The organism is Amycolatopsis sp. AA4 (assembly GCF_002796545.1).
GTDB lineage: Bacteria > Actinomycetota > Actinomycetes > Mycobacteriales > Pseudonocardiaceae > Amycolatopsis.
In genome coordinates this window covers 6,224,245-6,244,661 of sequence record NZ_CP024894.1, presented here as the reverse complement: position 1 = coordinate 6,244,661, position 20,417 = coordinate 6,224,245, and the positions used below count along the sequence as shown (strand labels likewise).

The 20,417-nt window shown below is 67.9% G+C and carries 15 protein-coding genes; 10 read left to right on the top strand and 5 right to left on the bottom strand.

Annotation, left to right across the window (positions count from 1 at the left end):
• Positions 1-193: 193 nt before the first annotated feature.
• From CU254_RS28835 to CU254_RS28820, 4 genes are read right to left on the bottom strand one after another with little or no spacing between them, the layout of a single operon-like run.
• On the bottom strand, positions 194-1,909 hold the full coding sequence (locus tag CU254_RS28835) for an ABC transporter family substrate-binding protein (RefSeq protein ID WP_158688108.1): 1,716 nt from the start codon (positions 1,907-1,909) through the stop codon (positions 194-196).
• Positions 1,906-3,975, bottom strand: a complete 2,070-nt coding sequence (locus CU254_RS28830; RefSeq protein WP_100266914.1) for an ABC transporter ATP-binding protein — start codon at positions 3,973-3,975, stop codon at positions 1,906-1,908. The genes CU254_RS28835 and CU254_RS28830 overlap by 4 nt, the downstream gene beginning before the upstream one ends.
• The gene (locus tag CU254_RS28825) at positions 3,975-4,907 is read right to left on the bottom strand and encodes an ABC transporter permease (RefSeq protein WP_009081746.1); all 933 of its coding nucleotides are present in this window, start codon (positions 4,905-4,907) and stop codon (positions 3,975-3,977) included. Before CU254_RS28825 ends, CU254_RS28830 begins: the two co-directional genes overlap by 1 nt.
• Complete coding sequence (locus tag CU254_RS28820; RefSeq protein WP_199841096.1) at positions 4,904-5,896, bottom strand: ABC transporter permease; 993 nt, start codon at positions 5,894-5,896, stop codon at positions 4,904-4,906. The genes CU254_RS28825 and CU254_RS28820 overlap by 4 nt, the downstream gene beginning before the upstream one ends.
• Before the next feature lie 1,229 nt (positions 5,897-7,125).
• Between CU254_RS28820 and CU254_RS43795 the strand changes: the two genes are divergently transcribed.
• Both CU254_RS43795 and CU254_RS28810 read left to right on the top strand, forming a co-directional pair.
• Positions 7,126-7,644, top strand: coding sequence for an acyl-CoA dehydrogenase family protein (locus CU254_RS43795; protein ID WP_199841095.1), 519 nt, complete (start codon positions 7,126-7,128; stop codon positions 7,642-7,644).
• Entirely contained in the window at positions 7,527-8,312 is a 786-nt protein-coding gene (locus CU254_RS28810) for an indole oxygenase (RefSeq protein WP_009081741.1), read from the top strand. The genes CU254_RS43795 and CU254_RS28810 overlap by 118 nt, the downstream gene beginning before the upstream one ends.
• An 835-nt stretch (positions 8,313-9,147) precedes the next feature.
• Here the strand turns inward: CU254_RS28810 and CU254_RS28805 are convergent.
• Positions 9,148-9,756: a response regulator transcription factor gene (locus tag CU254_RS28805; RefSeq protein ID WP_009081734.1), complete on the bottom strand. Its 609-nt coding sequence runs from the start codon at positions 9,754-9,756 to the stop codon at positions 9,148-9,150.
• A gap of 1,146 nt (positions 9,757-10,902) precedes the next feature.
• Between CU254_RS28805 and CU254_RS28795 the strand changes: the two genes are divergently transcribed.
• The 8 genes from CU254_RS28795 to CU254_RS28765 all read left to right on the top strand — a co-directional run bounded on the left by CU254_RS28795 (position 10,903) and on the right by CU254_RS28765 (position 20,236).
• The gene (locus CU254_RS28795; RefSeq protein WP_009081730.1) at positions 10,903-12,105 is read left to right on the top strand and encodes an iron-containing alcohol dehydrogenase; all 1,203 of its coding nucleotides are present in this window, start codon (positions 10,903-10,905) and stop codon (positions 12,103-12,105) included.
• Between the two features lie 288 nt (positions 12,106-12,393).
• Complete coding sequence (locus CU254_RS28790; protein WP_158688107.1) at positions 12,394-14,598, top strand: hypothetical protein; 2,205 nt, start codon at positions 12,394-12,396, stop codon at positions 14,596-14,598.
• 31 nt (positions 14,599-14,629) lie between these two features.
• Entirely contained in the window at positions 14,630-15,994 is a 1,365-nt protein-coding gene (locus CU254_RS28785; protein ID WP_009081726.1) for a glycosyltransferase family 2 protein, read from the top strand.
• 57 nt (positions 15,995-16,051) lie between these two features.
• Positions 16,052-16,219: an LPXTG cell wall anchor domain-containing protein gene (locus CU254_RS28780; protein WP_009081725.1), complete on the top strand. Its 168-nt coding sequence runs from the start codon at positions 16,052-16,054 to the stop codon at positions 16,217-16,219.
• A gap of 58 nt (positions 16,220-16,277) precedes the next feature.
• On the top strand, positions 16,278-17,423 hold the full coding sequence (gene wecB / locus CU254_RS28775) for a non-hydrolyzing UDP-N-acetylglucosamine 2-epimerase (protein WP_100266913.1): 1,146 nt from the start codon (positions 16,278-16,280) through the stop codon (positions 17,421-17,423).
• The gene (locus CU254_RS28770) at positions 17,420-18,118 is read left to right on the top strand and encodes a class E sortase (protein WP_009081722.1); all 699 of its coding nucleotides are present in this window, start codon (positions 17,420-17,422) and stop codon (positions 18,116-18,118) included. Before wecB ends, CU254_RS28770 begins: the two co-directional genes overlap by 4 nt.
• On the top strand, positions 18,115-18,270 hold the full coding sequence (locus CU254_RS43290) for a hypothetical protein (RefSeq protein WP_158688106.1): 156 nt from the start codon (positions 18,115-18,117) through the stop codon (positions 18,268-18,270). Before CU254_RS28770 ends, CU254_RS43290 begins: the two co-directional genes overlap by 4 nt.
• Positions 18,271-18,541: 271 nt before the next feature.
• Positions 18,542-20,236: a hypothetical protein gene (locus tag CU254_RS28765; protein WP_158688105.1), complete on the top strand. Its 1,695-nt coding sequence runs from the start codon at positions 18,542-18,544 to the stop codon at positions 20,234-20,236.
• Positions 20,237-20,417 lie beyond the last annotated feature (181 nt).

The following is a 20,417-nucleotide window of genomic DNA, read 5'->3' as shown; positions in this document are numbered from 1 at the left end:
ACCCTTGCGAGCGGACTGCGGAACCGTCGACGTCGTCGAGGGAAAGCCTTCCAGCAGGGGCGCTCAAATCGGTTTCTGCGCCCTGCGCAAGGGGCCAAAACGGTTCCTCAAGCCAAGCCCCGGGCATGCCAGCGAGCAAGGAGTGCCGGCGGCCCCGGAGCTGGCCTCGCTGAGCAGAGATCTTCGTTCGATCCTACTTCTGCCAGCCGATGTTCTCCGGGGAGGTGGTGAAGAACCGGCCAATGCCGCTGTTCGCCAGGCCATTTTTGACCGCGCTGATCCCGACCAGGTTGACCGTCGGCAGGACACCGTAGGTCTTGAGCGCTTCCCTTTCCGCTTCCGAAGCCTTCGCGAATTGCTCCTCCGCGGTCGGCAGAGCGTTCACCGCCTTCAGCTTCGGATCGAGGGCTGGAGAGTTGACTCCGGACTTGATCAGCTGAGAGTCCGAGCAGTAGAGCTGGCAGAGATAGGCGATGCCGAACGGATCGCCCTGGGACACCCCGGAATAGTAGATGTCGAACTGCTTTCCATTGATGATTTTGGAGAAATCGCTGCTGGGCGTCTGCCGGATGTCGACCTTCACCCCCACGTTCTTCAGCATTGCCGCCAGGCCGCCGGCAACCGCCTTGCCGATCGCGTCGTCTCCGGTGTTCACGTAGCTGATCTGCAGCGGCGTCCCGTTCTTGCTGCGGATCCCGTCCGGGCCGACGGCCCACCCGGCCGCATCTAGATCTTTTTTGGCCTGGTCAGGGTTGTAGGACACGACTGAGGCGATGTTGTCGTGATACCCCTTCTGGAAAGGCAGCAGGAGCATCGAACCCGCCGGGTCCGCGCTGTAGTCGAGTCCTTGAAAGTGGAACTTGGCGATCTGCTTGCGGTCGATGCCTTCCATGATCGCCTTCCGGACCCTGACATCGGACAGCGTGGGACTGGTTCCGTTGAGAGTGAAATAGTCGACCTGCAGCGTCGGCCCCTTGCGGAGTTCGGTGCCCGGCTGCCCGGTTACCTGGGCGAGCTGGTCCTTGCCGTTGACCGCGACCGCGTCCAGCTGGCCGTTCTTGAACGCATTGATCGTCGCCGCCGAATCCATCTGCAGGAACGTGCGAGTGTCGAGTTTCCCCTTCTTTCCCCACCACTTCGGGTTGCGTTCGAATACTACGGCGCCGTTGTGCTGGTCATACCTCGCTACCGTGTAAGGCCCGGCGCCCCACTCGGGATGGGGAGCGTTGACGTAGCCCTTGTTGAACACGTCGGGGCTGAGCGCTTTCGGGTGCAGCACGGTGTTGAACAGGCTTTGCCACCACAGATTGACACCGGTGAAGGTGACCACAGCCTGGCGGGTGTTCACGCCCTGGGCGACAGAGGCGATGCGGTCGTAACCGTCGGTGGAACCGGCACTGTAGGCCGGGTCCTTGCCGTTGCTGGCCTTCCACGCAGCCTCGAAGGCGGTCCAATCCAAGGGCGTGCCGTCGTTGAAAGCGGCCTTCGGGTTGATCGTGTAGGTGATCCTGGAGTTGCCGCCGACGATGTCGGCTTTGACGTCAGTCAGGTAGTCAGGATTGTAGACCGCGTCGCCGTCCGCGGTGAACGTGATCAGCATCGGGTTGTACCAATTCCACACGCTACGGGTGTAGGCCGTGGAATCGGCTTGCCAGAGGTTGAACTGCGGGGAGATCTCCGGCAGCGCGGTGGTGAGCGTGCCGCCGTCTTTGACGTTGTCATAGGGCTGGGGGTTGTAGGCGGCCTTGCCGGCCATCGACGCGGCGCTTTCGGCGGTCCCGTTGCCGGACCCGCCGCCGCACGCACTGAGCACGACCAGTGCCGCGGCGGCCGCGGCGATCGCACCGGCATTCCTCAGAACTCGCATGGCTGAAACTCTCCTCGGGTAGTTGGCAGGACGACCGGTCACGGGAAGTGGCAAGCGGCGACATGCTCGGTGCCGTCGTGGTCGCGCAACGCGGGCACCTCTCGCAGGCATCGTTCCCGCTGGCTGTTCGGCAGGGACCGATGCTTCGGGCAACGGGACGCGAACGCGCAGCCCGCCGGTGTTTGCGCCGGGCTGGGCAGGTCGCCGCGCAGGATGATCCGTTCCCGGCCGCGTTCGACCTGAGGGTCGGGAACCGGCACGGCCGACAGCAACGCCTGGGTGTAGGGGTGGCGGGCGTCCTCGAACAGGACGTGCGCTGGACCGGTTTCCACGATCCGCCCCAGGTACATCACGGCGACGCGGTCGCAGACGTGCCGCACGACCGCGAGATCGTGCGCGACGAACAGATACGCCAGGCCCAGCGCGGCCTTCAGTTCGTTGAGCAGGTTGATGACACCGGCCTGCACGGACACGTCCAGCGCCGACACCGGCTCGTCGAGCACCACGAGGTCGGGGCGAGTCGCCAGGGCGCGGGCGATGCCGATGCGCTGGCGTTGCCCGCCGGAGAACGCGGCGGGGAACCGATCACGATGCGACGGGTCGAGCCCGACCAGCGTCATCAGCTCCGCGACCCGGTCATCGATAACAGCGCGCCGGTGTTCCCCTTGGGCGGTCAGGGGTTCGGCGAGGATCGCCGCGACGGTCATGCGAGGATCCAGCGAACCCATGGGGTCCTGGAACACCATCTGCACCCGGTGCCGCAACTGTCGGCGCGCCTCCCGGCTCGGAAGGCTCGCGACGTCGACACCGCCTACCCGCAGGACGCCGTGCTGCGGCGCCCGCATCCGCATGATCTCCAGGAGGGTGGTGGTCTTGCCGCAGCCGGACTCGCCGACCAGTCCCAGCGACTCGCCGTGCTCGATGCGGAGGTCGACCTCGGTCATCGCGTGCACCGTGCCGACCCGGCGTTTGAAGACCGAGCCCTTGAGCAAGGGAAAGGTTTTGCCGACTCCTGCCAGCTCGACCACAGGTTCGCGGGGATCGGCGGGGATCCGCGTCGTCGTCGCGGCGGCTGGCGGGAGACGGGGATAGACGTCGGCATCGCCCAACCGGCCAGCGACGATCTGGCGCGCGCGGACACACGCGGCGGTATGCCCGGAGACGACCTCCGTCCGCACCGCGGCAAGGTCTGGTTCGCGGTCGCCGCAGTCGGGCACGGCGATCGGGCAGCGCGGCTGGAACGGACAGCCCTGGGGAAGGTCGACCAGGGACGGCGGCATGCCCGGAATGGGAGTCAACGGCCCGCGACCGGCGGTATCGGCGCGCGGGACCGCGCCCAGCAGGCCGATGGTGTAGGGCATCTGGGGCGCGGTGAACAGCTCGTCGACAGGCGCGGTCTCCACGAGCCTGCCCGCGTACATCACGGCGACCTCGTCGGCGGTGCCGGCCACGACGCCCAGGTCGTGGGTGACCAGGATCAGGGCGGCACCGGTCTCGGCCTGCGCGACCCGCAGGACGTCCAGGATCTGCGCTTGCACCGTAACGTCCAGGGCGGTCGTCGGCTCGTCCGCGATGATCAGCCTGGGATTGTTCGCGATCGCCGCCGCGATCACCACGCGCTGGCGCATGCCGCCCGAGAACTCGTGCGGGAACGAACGCGCGCGCCGGGCCGCGTCGGGGATGCCGACCAGGTCCAGCAGTTCGACCGCGCGCCGCCGCGCCGCGGTCTTGCTGAGGTCTTGGTGGATGCGCAGGGCTTCCACCAGCTGGTCACCCACGGTGAAGATCGGAGTCAGGCTGGACAGCGGGTCCTGGAACACCATCCCGATGTCGCGGCCCCGGACCGTCGACAGCTGCCGGTCGTCCAGAGTCAGCAGTTCGCGCCCGCCCAGCTCGACCGAGCCGGACACGGTGGCGTAGTCCGGCAACAGCCCCATGACAGCCATCGCGGTGACTGACTTGCCCGAGCCCGACTCGCCGACGATCCCCAGCGTTTGCCCGGGTTTCACCTGAAGGTCGACGCCGCGGACGGCATGGACCCGCCCTGCTTCCGAGGGAAAGCTGACTTGGAGGCCGCGCACTGTCAGCACCGGTTCGTTGCTGGACATCATCGGCCTCCACCCACCCGCGAGGTGGGGTCCAGAGCGTCGCGCAGCCCGTCGCCGACCAGCGCCATCGAGACCGTCAACAGCGTGACAAGCGCGGCGGGCGCGACGAACAGCCAAGGCGCGCTGGAGATCGCGGTGGCGCCGTCGCCGAGCATGGTGCCCAGCGAGACGTCCGGCGGGTGCACGCCGAACCCGACGAACGACAGGGCGGTCTCGCTCTGGACTGTGCCGACCACGCCCAAGGTGAACGTGACGATCAGCAGCGACCCGAGGTTGGGGATCAGGTGCCGGGCGATGATACGCGCCGGCCGCACGCCCATGAACTGCGCCGCCCGCACGTACTCCCGTTCCCGCAGCGAGGTGGTGAGCGACCACACCACACGAGCATTGAACATCCATCCGAACGCGGTGAGCACCACGATCAGGACCCGCCAGTCCCCGCCCGCGGACTGCGACACCAACGCCAGAATCAAAAAAGCCGGCACCACGAGAAGGAAGTGCACCACGCCGAGGATGGCACGTTCGGCGAGACCGCCCAGGTAGGCGGCCGCGGCCCCGACCAGCGCGGAGATCACGGTGGTCAGCAACGAGACGCTGATCGCGATGATCAGCGACCGCTGCAGGCCATGCACCGCCTGGGCGTAGGTGTCGTTGCCCGCGCCATTGGTGCCGAACAGGTGCTCAGGCGACGGCTCAGCCGACAAACTCGCGAAGTCGACGTCGCTGTAGCTGTAGGACGTGAACCATCCGCCCACCAGCGCGAAAACGACCAAGGCACCGAAGAGGCCCAGACCTGCCACAGCCGCACGGTTGCGGCGAAAGCGCCGGAAATAAAGCTGTCCGCGGTTCAGCGGCTGCCCTCGGACGAGCCCGCCCGGTGCCGCCAGACCGGAATCGTCGGCCTGCGCCCGGCCGCCCGGTGCGCTCGTCATGATCCGCTCACCCGCACCCTCGGGTCCAGCGCGACCACCGCGATGTCGGCGAGGATCGCGCCGACCGCGGTCATCAGCGCGCCGAACGCCGCCACGGCGACCGCACCGTGAACGTCGTTCTTGCTGATGGTCTGCGTGAAATACTGGCCCATTCCCTGCCACGCGAAAATCGTCTCGGTGATGACCGCGCCGGTGAACAATGCCGGGATCGCGAACGCGAGGGAGGTGGCGACCGGGATCAACGACGTGCGCAGCCCGTGCCGGCGGATGGCCTGGGAGCGGGAGAGGCCCTTGGCCCGCGCCATCCGCACATAGTCGGAGTTGATGGTGTCCAGCAGCAGCGAACGTTGCAGCAGGTGGTATCCGGCGTAACTGACGACCGTCAATGCCGCCGTCGGCAGCACCAGGTGCCGCAGCCGGTCGCCTACGGTCGGCCAGAACCCGTTGACAGTGGGCGACTGGGCTCCCGCTACGAACAGCGCCGTCGCGCCAATTGACTGGTTGAGCCAAATCGCCACCAGCACCACAGCCAGTGAAGCGACCACCATCGGCGTGTTCAACGCGAGGACCGACAGCCCCTGCCAGACTCGGTCGGCGAGGCGATACTGCCGTGAGGCGGTATAGACGCCCAGCCCGATGCCGATGAGCGCCGACAGGACCAGCGAACCCAGCACGAGCTGCCCGCTGACGCCGATCCGGAACCCGATCTGGGCGTTGACGCTTTCTCCCACTGGCGATCTGCCCCAGTCCCAGTGCTCCACGATGCCGGTGACCCAGCTCCACCAGCGCCGCAGCACAGGCATGCCGGGATCCAGGTTGTACGCGGCCAGCGACCGGGCGATCTGCTCCGGCGTGCGGGGCGGCCGCATCTCCAGGTAGTTCGCGCGAGGATCCAAGAACGAGGTCGCCAAGAAGTACGTCAGGTTGGTGGCGACGACAATCATGCCGAGCCAGACCAGCGCCTTGCGGACCAGGTATCTCACCACCACCAGCGGTCCTCCTGCACTTTTCGACCAGCTCGCGCCCGACACCGCCCAGACTTCGCCGACGGCGGCCTCCGGCGCAATCGCCGAGAGTCGCGCGACGAGACGTGGACGGGAGGCGCGAGTTCCCGGAATGTCTGCTCGGCGTCGTCGGCGAGTCCGCGCTGCTGCTGCCCCTTTGCGGTTCGCTGCGCCGGCCCGGCTCGGCCAGCACGCGAATGAAGACCGTGCGCTACCAGCCTTGCCTGTTCCGGTGCCCTCGCCACGGCGGCACCGAGGCACGACACGATGCCCCGCTCCGCCAACTGGATTGTGCCGTGGTCAGCGATCGGACATCGCGCTTGGTACCGAGCCGCGCCTGCCGGTACCCGACAGCTTCGCGCGCACTTCGCGGCATCGATCACGAAAACGCGCGATTCAGGCAAGGGATCGCTGACCATCGGGAGATGCTAGACCGGGCCGCCGCGTATTCCACACGATGAAGTGCCGGTCCGGACGATCTTCACGGCAATATAGTGAACATTTACCCGCGTCCAGATCGGTGAATTCGTGTGGTTCCCATTCCGCTGAGCTCGCGGCGATGAAATGCCGCCTGGCCCGGCCAAGGCATCGTCGACCCCTGGCTCGGCGGTTTCAACGTGGGCACCGAGCCGCGGCCAACAGATCAGGACCCATTGCCGAAGGGCGGCCGGCCGTGCTTGACCAGCACGTCCGGGACCTGGTGGGGGCGCCCCGGTCGCGGCGATCACCGCTGCCGACGAGGACGGGCCGCACGGAGCCACGGTCCGGTCAGCTCGCTAGCCTCGTTTTCCCTCCGCCCAACCTTTCTCCGGGCGCTGGACCACCGGTCCCGGCTGCTGTCGTGGATCCAGGCAGCCGGGCGCTTCGGCGCCAACAGCCTCGACTGAGGCCAAGACGATCTCGCGACCGTGTTCGCCCGGCCGGGTGCGGAACCGGTTCGCCACCGCGTCGGGATTCCTCTCGTCCGGGCTGCCTCGGCTCGGCGAGGTGGCCGGCTTGGCCGTCTGCGAGTCGCTGCGGACGGCGCCCGCCGGGGATCGCTTGCTGCTGATCAGCCAGGTCGCCCATTCCGCCTCCGAGCCGCTGCCTCCGCTCGTGTACGACCACCCGCACCGTCGACGCGCACTCCCGGTTCACCGCGCGGCCACCAACGCCGGTCGTCGACCACATCGCCGTCCGTTCCCGTTGAACGGCAACCCAAATCAGGAGAATCCGTGACCGCCGCGCACACTGTCGTGCCCACCGCCGAGGAACTGGTCGCCCGCGTCCGTGACCTCGCGGCATTGCTGAAGAGCAACGGCGCCGAGGGAGAGAAGAACCGGCGCGTCGCCGAGGAGAGCATCAAGGCGCTCATCGACGCCGGACTGTTCCGGATCGCAACACCGAAGCGGTACGGCGGCTGCGAAACCTCGCTGCGCACGATGCTCGACGTCTCCGCCGCGGTCGCCGAAGCCGCCGGCGGCACCTCCTGGGTGGTGACGCTGACCAACGCCATGTCCTGGGTGGTCGGGCTGTTCCCGGACCGTGCGCGGGACGAGGTGTTCGGTACCGACCCGGACGCGAAGGTCTCCGGGGTGCTGACGCCGACCGCCGAGGCCCGGAAGGTCGAGGGCGGGTGGCGGGCCACCGGCAAGCGATTCTGCAACTCCGGCTCGCTGCACACGACCTGGGCCGGCCTCCCATCCCGGTCACCGACGAGACCGGAGCCGCCGTCGACCAGGGCACGGCACTGATCCCGCGCGTCGACCTGACGCTGGAGGACACCTGGCTTGTTGCCGGCCTGCGCTCGCCGGGCAGCAACTGCATGGTCGCCGAGGAGGTGTTCGTGTCCGAGCACCGCGTCATGCGGATCCCGCCGGCGATCACCGGCGAGCACCCCACCGAGCACAAGGACGAGGCCCTCTACCGTTCCGCGCTGGCCCCTGTGCTCGCGCTCGTGCCGGTCGGCCCGCAGCTCGGCAAGGCCGCGTTGGACCTGGTGGCCGGCAAGGCAGCGAAGAAACCGCTCTTCCACACCTACTTCACCGCACAACACGACTCGGCCGGCTTCCAGCTCCAGATCGCCGAAGCGGCCCTCCTGCCGGACACCGCCCGGCTCGTCGCCTTCCGCGCGGCCGACGACGCCGACCACGCGGCCGCGCGCGACGAATACCCGGACTACCTCACCCGTGCTCGCGTGCGCTCGGACACCGGCTACGTTGCCGACTGCGTCGCCCGCGCCATCGAGATCCTGCTGTCCGCGCACGGTGCCGGTTCCTTCGCCGAGGTCAACCCGCTGCAGCGGATCCGGCGCGATTCGGCGACCGCCGCCCGGCACGCCAACGTCTCGCCGACAGTCGGCTACGAGGTCTACGGCAAGGCGATGCTCCGCGTCGCCGACTCCGTCACTCCGCTCGTCTGAGGAACCCGCATGGCCGAGCCCTTGTGGATCCCGGACCCGGCAGCGCAGCCACGGATCACCCGGGTCGCGGCGTTCACCGAAGAGCACCACGGCGTCCGGTTGCACTTCGCAGCGGACTGGTACCGCTTCGCGTCTCGCAGCCGCGTCGAGAAAACGCGGCCGCTGCACGAGGAGGCGCCGGCCGTGCGACTTCGACACGGGCATCTGCGAATGGGTCAGCGGGCTCATTCACCACGACGAATCCACCGAGGCGATCACGCACAACGTTCTCCGCCGCTTCGGCGGCCCCTCATGAATCGCCCGCAAAGCACGCGACGAAGGCGAGCGCGGACCGGAGGGCTTGCGTGAGTTTTCGCGTCCGAAAGCGGCGGTGCGGCAACGATTCACCGCACCGATCATGCCGGTGTCCTTCACTCGCAAAGGAATCCACCGGAACTGATCACCGTCCTGAACGCCAAGCGCTGAGGATACCCGGTGAAATGACGAGGAGCCGGAGTGCGGCTTCGAGAGTATGCCAAGCAGTCCGGTGCGAGGCTCATGGAAATCGTCTGTCGCCACGCGGTTTCGCGGCCGCGTACCTGGTAGCCGGGGAAGCGGTGGCCGTCACGGCGAGCGCTCTGTTCGGCGGGGCTGTCCGAGCCCAATCATTCGGTCGCCCGGGGATGAGGGGTGCCGATCGAGCCGTTCAAGGCTCGCGTGCGCAAGGTCTGGCCGAGCTGGAAGCACGGAACACCTTGCGCACGAACGGGATCTCCTGCGGCAATTCCTTCCGGCCGGCAGCGTTGTGCGGTGGATGGCGCTGGTGGCAGCGGACCAGGCCCACGGTCTCGAACGGTCAGAGCCAGCCGTAGTGTTTGGCGATCCGGATTGCGTCGGTGGAGTTGCGTGCCGAGAGCTTCGAGATGATCCGGGTGATGTAGTTCCGCACGGTTCCTTCGGCAAGGTGCAGTTGGTGGGCGATGTGCGGGGGCGGGGTGCCGGTAGCGGCCAGCTGGAGAATGCTGCGCTCGCGAGGAGTGAGCGGGTTTTCGCCCGCGGCCAGCGCGGCGGAAACCAGGTCGGGGGAAACGACCCGCTTGCCCGCGTGGACGCCGCGGATGGCCTCGACCAGCTCGGCCGCCGCGACGCCCTTGGGAAGGAACCCGCTCACGCCGAGAGTGAGCGCCTCCCGGACGACGCCGGGTTTGTCGAGCGAGGTCAGCAGCAGGATCCGCACCGCGGGGAACTGGGCACGGATCCGGGAAGCCACCGTGAGGCCGCTGACGTCCGGCAGTCCGATGTCGAGAATCAGCACGTCCGGCTTCAGGTTCCCGGCGAGTTGCGCGGCTTCCTCGCCTCGTTCGGCTACGCCGGCCACTGTGATGTCGCGCTCCAGCTGGAGCAAGGCCACCAGCGCGTCGCGGAGGACTCGCTGATCCTCGGCGAGTGCGACCCGGATCACCATACGTTCGCCTCCTGTCGGGTCCAGGATTCTCGGGGGCCGCCCGAACCGGATGGCAGGGCAGGCAATCGGACGTCGGCCGTGGTCCCGTCCGGCGACGCGACGGCCGGCCGGATCCGGAGGGCCAGCCCGGCAATGCCGGGAAGCAGGAACGGGAAGCAGTTCGCGGCCGTCGATAGACCGGCGAGCAATCCGTGGCTCAGGGTGAAGCAAGCGAACACGCTCGTCACGCAAACACCCATGAGCACCGGGATGAGACTCCACGCGGCGAGCCTGGCCCCGGGCCCGTCCGACCAGATCGTGCCGGCCGTCCTGGCGGCCGGATGCAACAGTGTCCTGAGCATGCGTCCGGTTTCCCGGTGTTCCGCGCGGCGGCGCCGGCGCGGGCGAGGCGGAGTGCCGACGGCCGCTGACGACGTGCTGCCACCGCGGGTTACGGCGGGGAATCGCACGGCCGATCGGCCGTTCTGCTGCCCGCCGGTCCGGGCGGGGCCGGTTGCCCGCCACGAGGTTGCCACTTTCACCGAGCCCTTTCTTCGTCAACCCGCCCTCCCCGGCTGGCCGTGATTCCGCGGCCCGGCGCATGCGGACAATTTCATACTAGAGGCAGGACCGGCGCACTCTGCTCGGTCCGGCGCTATCCATTCGGGTAGTTTGAGGTGCGGCAACGGGGGTGCGCCGGGGTTCGGATGCCACTTGCAGTAGTCATTTCCGGCGCTGTCCGTCGACGGAGCCGGCTGCTGGGGCCACTATCGCGCGCCGACGGGCCGACCGCCCGCGATCACCTGACCGGCGCAGTCCTTCCAGGGAAGGTCGCGGCCGCGTCCAGCCCGCGCCGGCGTGCTGTCCTGAACCCGGAGGGCCGGCCGGCGCCGCGAGCGAGCCGGGTCTGGCCCGAGGCGTCCGGCGATCGCGATCGAAAACGCGCATCAGGCCCGGGCACGGCAATTGAAATTATTCCCGAGGTTTGCGTGAAAATATCACGCAATGGATCGGTACAGCTTCGAAACGAGCGCGGCAGGCTTGTCAAAAGAACGTAAATCAGCCCCCATTGTGTGTGGGTCCGCGGCGTTTTCTTCGGCATAATCCGGATAAAGCGGCGGAACGCGGGACGCGCGGCAGTCCACGAATGGGGTCAGGCGGCAGGTTATGGGACGGACCAACGATGTGGTGCTGTGGGAATGCGGGACGAGAGTCTACGCCGGGCATGACGTGTGGCGTGCCATGTCGTCGGCCGCCGCGTCGCGGTCGCGCCGGATGCTGGTGGTGAGCGCGGGGTTCGCCGCGGCGAACTTCCACGTAGTGGAGGCGCTGCGGACGTACTTGCGCATCACGGTCGACCGGGTGCAGCTCGTGCAGGCTCCGGCCACGGTCGGCAAGGTGGAGGAGCTGGCCGGGTTGCTGGACCGGGCCGGGGTCGAAGGAGTGGTGGCGGTCGGCGGATCTTCGGTGCTGGACCTGACGAAGCTCGCCTGCCGCCAGCTCGCCGACCAGCGGACGGTGCCGACGGTGCGCGCCCGCGGCGCCCGCCGGGGCGTCATCGGCCTGCCCGAGGCCTCGCCCGCGCAGCTGCACCGGACCTTCGTCCCGACGACGATCGGAGCGTCCGCCGCGGTGCGGCCGTTCGCCTCGGTGGTGCTCCGGGGGCATCCCCGGCTGGTGGAAGGCCCGGGACTGGTCCCGGACGTCGCCGTCGTCGACAGCACTTTCACCGAATCGCTGCCGCCCCGGTCGATCGTCGAGGGGATCACCGCGTCGCTGGTGCGAGCGGCCGACTGGTTTGTCGCCGACGAGGGCGCCAACGCCTTGAGCGACGCGGAAACCCGGACCGCGGTGACCTTGCTCGTCTCGCTCGGCATGCGGGCGGGGGAAGGCGGGTTGAGCGCTCCGGACCTCCTGCTCGCCAGCTACGCGGACATGGCCCAGTTCGGCCTTCCGTTCGCCGGGCACCAGATGGCCGTCACGGCTACCGGGGCGGTCGCGGCCGAGGTGGCTTCCGAGCTGGGCGTCACTCCGAACACGGCGCTGACCGCGGTGGCGCCGGTCCTGTGGCAAGCGGTCGACGACGGCGACATCCGGCTGGGAAGCCGGGCCCGGCTGCGCCGGGTGTGGAGCTGGATCCGGGCCGCCGGGTCGGAGAAGTGGCCCGAGGAACCAGGCCCGGGTGTCGCCGCGATGTTCCGGTCCTGGAATCTCGAGTCCGGTCTGGCGTGCGACGCCGCCGCGGCGTCGGCGGTGGGGGTACGGGTGCACCGCTTCTGGGCGGGCAATGTAGCCGCGCTCGCCGGGAGATCGGCGCCGGACCTCGCCCAGTGGGTCAGCGCGGCCATTCCGGCCGCGGTCCACCAGTGAGCCCGGGGCGCGCCGGGCAAAGACGGGCAAAGTGAATATCTCACCAGGCAGTCATTAATGCCGCCACCACCCGGAAGGGGGTAAAACGCCGTTCGTCTTGCTCCGATCGAGCGGCCACGATCATACTTCCGGTAGTGGTTTCCCGTGCTTCCCGGCGAAGAACTCGGCTCTTCGGCCAAGTCCGGGCGATTGCGCATCGCACGTAATGCGGGGAGAGGCCCGAGAAGAAACGGGCATTTCTCGGCGTACGGATGAATGGAACCCTATCACCGGACCATGGAGCATGTCATGTCGGAAGCCGACCAGATGGTCTTCGGCGACCCGTCCGCCGAAAAACCGGGACCCCGGCTTGCCGACGAGATCGGGGAGTGGGTCGAGTCGCGGGACACCGCCCGCCTCGTCGCCTTTTTCGCGGTGGCCCCCGGGGCCGAGGCGAAAGCGTTTCTCGTGGAGGACCTTCGCGGAAACGCGGACACGATGTCAAGTCATCCGGCAGCGGCCTGGAAGGTGTTCCGCACGGCCGGCCCGGGCGCGCGGTTCGTCTCGATCGGCGACGCGGGGCTGCGGAGGTGCGTCGCCGCGGTGGGCCCGGACCAGGAGGTCCAGTTCTTGCCGCCGGACGCGCAGTCCCTCAGCGGCCCCGGCGCGGACGACGCGGTGCGCGAGTGGCGGACAGCGCCGCCTTCGGCGTTCGTCGACACCGCACCACAGGAACGGGTGCCCGCGGACGGGGTGCTGGCGCGGCTGACCGCCGATCGTGCCGACGACGCGAATCTGCACGTGTGGCGCATCGGCTACGGGCTGCTCGGACTCTCCGCTCTGGTGCTGGGCTTCCTGTTTTTCCGGGTGACGATGGACGATTCTTTCATCACCTGGCGATACGGCAAGAACCTCGTCGAACACGGGGTGTGGAACTGGAATCCGAGCGGCGCGCCGGTCGAAGCGTATACCAACCCGCTCTACGCGGTGTTGTCGATCGTTCCGGCCCTCTTCGGCTTCTCGGCGGAACTGTTCTTCAAGATTGTCGCGATCGGAATCGCGGCGGCCTATGTCTTCCTGGTGCGCCGTGCCCGGCTGCCCCGGGGCCAGGAGTTCGTGCTGCTGGCGGTGGCCGCGGCGAGCCCGATTTTCTTCCTGCAGCTCTTCATGGGGCTGGAGACGGTGTCGTTCGCCTTGCTCGTCGCCTGGCTTTTCAGCATCGTCTATCGGCGGGGTGCGCTGGGCCGAGGTGGTTACGTGATCGCCGCCGCGGTCGCACTCAGCAGGCCGGAAGGGATCGTGCTCGCCGCGGTCGCCATCGGCTGGTCGGTGCTGATCGACCGGAGCCGGGCCAACCGGCGCGGCGCGGCCGTGGTGCTGGGCGGATGGGCGGTCTACTGGTGCGCCCGCTGGTGGTACTTCGGCTCGTTCTTCCCCAATACCTTCTACCGCAAGACCGGCGGGGACAGCGCGTTCTTCGTGGACCTGCTCAACGTCCTGCCGTCCGTGGGCCCGATGGTGCTGCCGGTGATGATCGGCTTGGCGCTGGGCTTCGGGCTGTACCGGCGGGCGACCGGCCGGAACCCGCTGGCGGAGCCGGACGTGCTGCGGCACGTCGTGCCGGTGGTGCTCGCGGTGACGGCGCTGCTGATCGTCTTCGGCGTGTACAAGCGCTCCGAACTGGTCATGGACACGGGAAACAGGTTCTGCTGGCAGCTGCTGTTCCCGGTCGTCGTCGTCGTGCTGTCGCGGCCCATCCGGCTCGACCGGTCCGCACCGGATTCGGGAGTCAGCCGGGTGTCGGCACTGATCGCGATCTGCCTGGCGACCGCCGCGGTCCTGCTGTGGCAGCCCGGTCAGCTTTCGTCGGGCGTCGTCGCGGGCACGGCCGTCGTGGTCCTCGGGATCGTCGTCGGCAGTGTGCGCAAGACCGCGGCCTCGGTTCTCGTGTGCGCCATCGGGCTCGGCACGGCCATCGGCTTCGGCAACGCGACCGAGCTGACCCAGATGCTGGCCTACCGGTACCGGCTCGAAGCCGCGCATCAGGCCGTCGGCGAGGCGATCGCCTCGACCAAGCTGCCCGGCGGCGCACTGGCGATCGGCGACGCCGGAATAGCTCCGTACGAGGCCGGGGCGCCCGCGATCGACATCGACGGGCTGGCGACCAAGGAGGCGGTCTCCGGGGTTTTGTCCCCGGCATTCCTGCAGGCCAACGACTTGCAGCTGGCCGTCCTGCTGTCCGCCACGGACGACGCGGGGTCGGCTTGGCGGTCCGGCGCGGCCGCCTCGGTCCAGAGCTACGTCAGCGATCCCGCACGGGGCTTCTGGTCGGCGCCCGGCGCGGAATTCTCGCCGAATTACTACCTCAATTACTGGATCGGACCGAAATGGCGGGGAACCGGGCTGCAAGAGAAGCTGGGCGAGGTCTTCATGAAGTCGCGCGCACGCAATGACAAGCCGGATTCCGAGGTGTTCCTGGAAAACCTGGGGAACTTCTCGTTTCTCGTGAAATAGCCGGCCGGTACGAGGGAAAGGCGCACCCGGGATGCTGAGCACAATCACTGGCGTGTTCACGTTCGTGAGCAGCGGTGTCTTCATCGCTTACGTGTGCACTATCGTCGTCCCGTTCCTGAGCCGGAAGCGTGCGCCCGCCGGATCCCGGGCCGACTTCTCCTGGCACTTTTTCGTTCCGTGCCGGGACGAGGAGGCGGTGATCGGCAATACGGTCCGGCGGCTGCGGAAGACATTTCCGGACGCGCACGTGTGGGTCATCGACGACGATTCGCAGGACGCCACCGCACAGGTCGTCTTGTCGCTGGCGGAAGGGGAAACAGGCCCCGATCCGTTCATCCACCTCGTCCGCCGGTACCCGCCGAACGCCCGCACCGGGAAGGGCGACGCGCTGAACGCCGCCTATCAGCAGCTGGCGGGCTGGCTGGGCCGGCATGAATTCTGGGAAAAGGTCATCGTCGGGGTGGTGGACGCCGACGGCGTGCTCGCGGCGGACTGCCTGGACGTGTGCGCGGCAGGCCACCTGTTCGGCGATCGGTCCGTGGGGGCGGTTCAGCTGGAGGTCCGCATGCTGAACCGCGACACCCCGCCCGCCGAGGGCAGCCGCTGGAAGCGATGGGCGGCGCTGAAGCTGGTGCAGCTGCAGGACATGGAGTTCCGCACCGCGATTTCGGCGGTACAGCACTCGCGCGCTTACGCCGGGACGGTGGCGATGGGCGGCAACGGGCAGTTCACGCGGATGTCGGCGCTGCGCACCATCGACCGCGGAACCGGGCAGCCGTGGCGCGGGCTTTTGCTGGAAGATTACGAACTCGGGCTGCATTTGCTGATGGCCGGGTGGCGCACGGCGGCGACCTCGGACTCCTACGTGTCCCAGGAGGGCCTCTACAGTTTCCGGCGATTCGTCACGCAACGCACCCGCTGGGGCCAGGGCACGATGCAGTGTTCGCGGTATCTGCCCTCGATCTGGCGGTCCTCGCACTTCACCGAACTGGGAGTGGTCGAGGCGAGCTACTACCTGATCCAGCCGTGGCTGCAGCTGGTCGGCGCCGTCCTATACCCGATCCCGCTCGTGGCCGCGCTGGTCGCGACGGTCCGCGATCCGTCGATCTGGACGAGCGCGGTATCGACGCAGACCGCGGCGTTCATGGTGATTTTCCTCGTGATGTCCACCGCCCCGTTCGTCGTGTGGGGGATCATTTACCAGTTCCGCTGCATCGGAAAGCCGAATCTGCTTTCCGGCATCGGCTACGGGCTGGCTTTCACGGTGTATGTCGCGACGTTCTACCTGACTTCGCTGCGTGCGGTGTATCGGATGATGCGAGGCCGGCACGGCTGGGCCAAAACGCGGCGGAACGCGGAATCGTTCAACCAGGAGGGGGTTGCCGTCGAAACCTGATCACCCGGGCGCACCCGGGAAAGCCATCAGCCCAACACACACACTCAGAGGACCTGGATGTACAAGCCTGGAACCATCGGCACGGGCACGGCGGGCGGCCTCGCGATCACCGGCGCCAGCTTGACCTGGTGGATCGCTCTGGCTATTGCCCTCGTGGCGCTGGGAACGATGTTCGTATTGTTCGCCCGGCGGCGCCGGAGAATCGCCGAAGACGCCGAGAAGTGACCGGAGGCGGCGGGCGCCCGTTGGCCGGGCCCCGCCGCCACGGGTCGGGGAGGAAATGATGTCTCGAGAATTGGTGCTGTTCGCGGGTACGCGGCCGGAAGCCATCAAACTGGCGCCGATCGCGCTCGCCGCGGAGGAATTCGGGTTCCGGGCCCGGCTGGTCGCCACGGGCCAGCACCCGGAAATGGTCGACCAGGGACTGGCGCCGTTCGGGCTGGTCCCGGACGAGCGGATCCAGCTGTCCCGGGTGGACGGCACACTGAGCGAGCTGTTCGCGCGGCTGGTGCCCGAGGCCGACCGGGTCCTGGCGGCACGGCGGCCGGCCGCGGTCGTCGTCCAGGGCGACACCGGCACCACTCTGGCCGGTGCGCTGGCGGCCTTCTGGCAGCACATTCCGGTCGTGCATCTGGAGGCCGGTTTGCGTACCGGCGACCTCTCGTCGCCGTTCCCCGAGGAAGCCAATCGCCAGCTGGTTTCCCGGATCGCGGCCTTGCACCTGGCTCCCACGCCGGCGGCCGCGGCCGCGCTGAGGGCCGAGGGAGTGCCGGACGAAAAGATCGTCGTGACCGGGAATACGGTCGTGGACGCGGCCCAGTGCGTTGCCAGGCTGGACCTGCCGCCGAAGAACAGTGCGGTCGCGGCGGCGTTTTCCGGGCCCGGGCCGCTGGTTCTGGTGACGATGCACCGGCGCGAATCGTGGCGAAGCGGCATCGGGGAAGTGCTGAGCGCGGTCAAGCAGATCGCCCAGGAATTCCCGGACGTGCGCTTTGTCCTCCCTTCGCACCCGAATCCGAAGGTGCGCCAGATCGTCCATCGCATCCTCGGAACGTGCGACGCGGTGACGGTGACCGAGCCGTTGGACTACCCGGACCTCATCTGGGTGCTGTCGCGGTCCGCCCTCGTCGTCACGGACTCCGGAGGAATCCAGGAGGAGGCCCCGACGTTCGGGGTTCCGGTGCTGGTCGCGCGCGAGACCACGGAGCGCCGCGAAGCGGTCGACACGGGATGGGCGCGACTGGTCGGCACCGACTTCGAACGGGTCGTCACTGCTGCGCGGGCGGTGCTGAACGGCCAGGAAAAAGGCCCTGCCATCGGTAATCCGTTCGGCGCGGGGGACGCCGCGGAGCGGTCCATGGCGGCCATCCGGGACTGTCTCGCCCCTTCGGGCCCGGTGCTTGCCTGGACGGGGCCGGGTGCGGCATGAGGGCGCAGCCGGTCGCGGAGGAGGCGGAACGACCGCCGAAGGCGGCGCGCGGCCGCTTGCGGTGGCGGATCTTCGGGATCTGCGGTGAACTGGCGCTCGTCGTCGGGGTGGTGCTGCTGGGCTTCATCGCCTACGAGATGTGGGGTCGCGTCGGCGAGCTCAACGGCGTACAGGCGCAGCTCGACCAGGAGCTCCGGACCCTGTGGGGCAGCGAACCCGGGGTCGGCGGCGGGCCTTCGGCTCCGGACAAACCGCCGGCCGAGGGCGCCCCGGCCGCGGTGCTGGCGATCCCGAAGCTGGGTCTGCGCTGGACGGTGGTCGAGGGGACCACGTCGAGAGACCTGCGGCACGCACCGGGCCATTACTCCGGCACCGCCATGCCCGGCCAGATCGGAAACTTCGCCGTGGCCGGGCATCGGATGCGCGGGATGTTCTGGGATCTCGACACGATCGCGCCGGGGGACCAGGTCACGGTGGAGGACCGGACCCGTCGCTACGTCTACGAGGTCGACGCGAACCGGCTCGTCTCCCCGCGCGACGCCGGGGTGCTCCTGCCGGTGCCCGAACGCCCTGGGGAGGTTCCGACGGTGGCCCGGCTGACCCTGACGACGTGCAATCCCAAGTGGGACAACTATCAGCGGCTGATCGTCGAAGCCCATCTGGTCAGCAGCACCGCGAAAGGAGGTGCGGGATGATCGCGGGGCTGTGGCGGATTCTGCCCGGTCCGGCCTGGCTCCGGGCGGTGCTGATGGCGGTGCTGATCACCGGGGCCGGTGCGGGGCTGTGGTTCGGCTTGTATCCCCTTCTGGACGACTGGGTGATGACCCCGAGCCCGGTGATGAACTGACGCGGTGCCCTGCGCGTCTACCGGACCGGGCACCCACGTCTTCCCGGCGGGCGCCAGGCTGCGAGACCGGGGAACCCGGGGCGACAATTTCACCTCGTGCGCGGGATATTCTCCCGCGAGGCAGCGGCAGGATTTCCCCGAATCCGTTCCACGGCTTTGTCGCCCCGTCTCCGGCGGCGTAAGGTCGCTGCGCGCCGGGAAATCCTCCGCGGCGTCACTGGTGATCTGTCAGTGTCCCAGGTGTCGACCATCGGGCAAAGAGGGCGTTTTCATGGCAATCGCGTTCAACCGCGTTGCGCGGACCGTCGGCAGGACGGCTACCATCGCAGCGTTATCCACGGCAATGCTCGGCGGCGCACTGGGCGCCGGAATCGCATCGGCGGAGAACGGGGCGACGTACTACCAGCTGACCTCGGAGGCCGATACGTCGCCCCGTATGCACTTCTTCACCAGTGCGGTCGGCGGGAAGGCCACTCCGGGATACCCGGTCAAAGTCGGTGTCTACTGGGATCTGTGGAACCTTTGGGACGCATTCCCTTCGAAGCAATCCCAGCAATCGCAGATCAACTTCCTCCAGGATATCATCAAGATCGGCGCCTGGCAGAACAGCACCGTCACCATCGACGGCCAGGACTGCGACAAATATGGCCCGGGAAAGGGTGTCGACGCAGTCGAGGGCGGTCGGCAAGACGGGCTCAATATTGAGCCGGTCGATATCCTCGGATTCGTCGGGCAGGCGCGAAATCTGCTCGCCAGCATCGGCTCTGAAACTTTCCTCAGCAAATTTACCGAGTTCCTGAGTTCTCGAGTTCAGGCGACGTGCACGTTCAATGTACCGAAAAACGTCGATACGAACATCCTGATCGGAGGAAAAGTCGACCTGCACAACCTTTTCGGTGCGCTGAACAAGAACTATGAGGGCAAAGCATACCTTCCGGTAGCCGTCCAAAAGGAACCGAACGCGCCGGTCATTTCCGCGAAGTACAACATCGTCGCGCACAAGAGCGATGCGATCGAGGGCATGGGCGATCCCGGCACCTTGGTCAACTGGAACATCGACGGGGTGGATTACTCGTCGCCGACCGTCCCGGTCGGAACGGACGGCCGGTGGAAGATCAAGCTTCCGCCCGCTGCGCCGGCGGATGGGTCCAGCGTGCCGGCCAAGGTCAGGTCCAGCCTGCAAGGCTCGACCGTCGGCAAGGACTCGGCCACGCACAACCTGAGGGTCATCCCGGATCTCGCCAAGCCGGCGATCACCGACCCGGCAACCGGCCCCGTGGCGCCTGGGCAGACAGTCACGGTTTCCGGCAGCGAGGGAGCCAAGGCAACGCCGGTGGACAAGGCAGGCAACCCGGTCGGCACCACGTCGACCATCAAGGACGGCACGGCACAGGTAGCGCTGAACAAGGACCTGAAGCCAGGTGCGGAAATCCAGATCCGGGCGACGGACGACGCCACTGTGAACCCGCATGCGGAGTTCTCCGACTGGAGGACCGTCAAGAGCGACGCGCCCGAACCCAGGCCGGTCTATCAGGCCGGTACGCCGGTCGCGGCTCCGGGTGCTGCCTCTGCGTTGACTGTCGCCGTCCAGCCGGCGAACGGTGACCTTTCCTCGCTCGCGGGCAAGACGATGACTGTCACGGCTCCGGCCGACTTCACCTTCCGGCCGCTGGCTGGCGAACGCTACAACGTCACGGCGTCGGCCGGCGACAAGGACGACAAGAACAACGGGTTGAGTTCGTGGCTGGGCGACAGCGTCAAGGTCAGCCCCGACGGCAAGAAGATGACCATCACGCTCCCCGGTGCGGAAGAGCTCAAGAGAATCATCGGGAACAGCCAGTCGATCAAGATCGGCGTCACGGTTGTGGCCACTGCCGATGCGAACGCCTCGGCGGGGGAGAAGACCGGTGGAGGGGCGACCGTTGACGGCATCGGAACCACCGACCTCAAGGGCAAGGTGAGCTGAGCAGCGGCAGGCACCGCGATAGCGCCGGCGGAACCGGCCGTCGCGTTGAACGGACGTGGCCCGGAGAGATGACGACCTCTCCGGGCCACGTCTTCGTGTTGTTCCGGCAGTGCGGTCTTGTCCCGGAGCGAATCGGTGAATTTGTCACCAGGTTCTCATTGCTTTGTCATGTTTGAAGAGT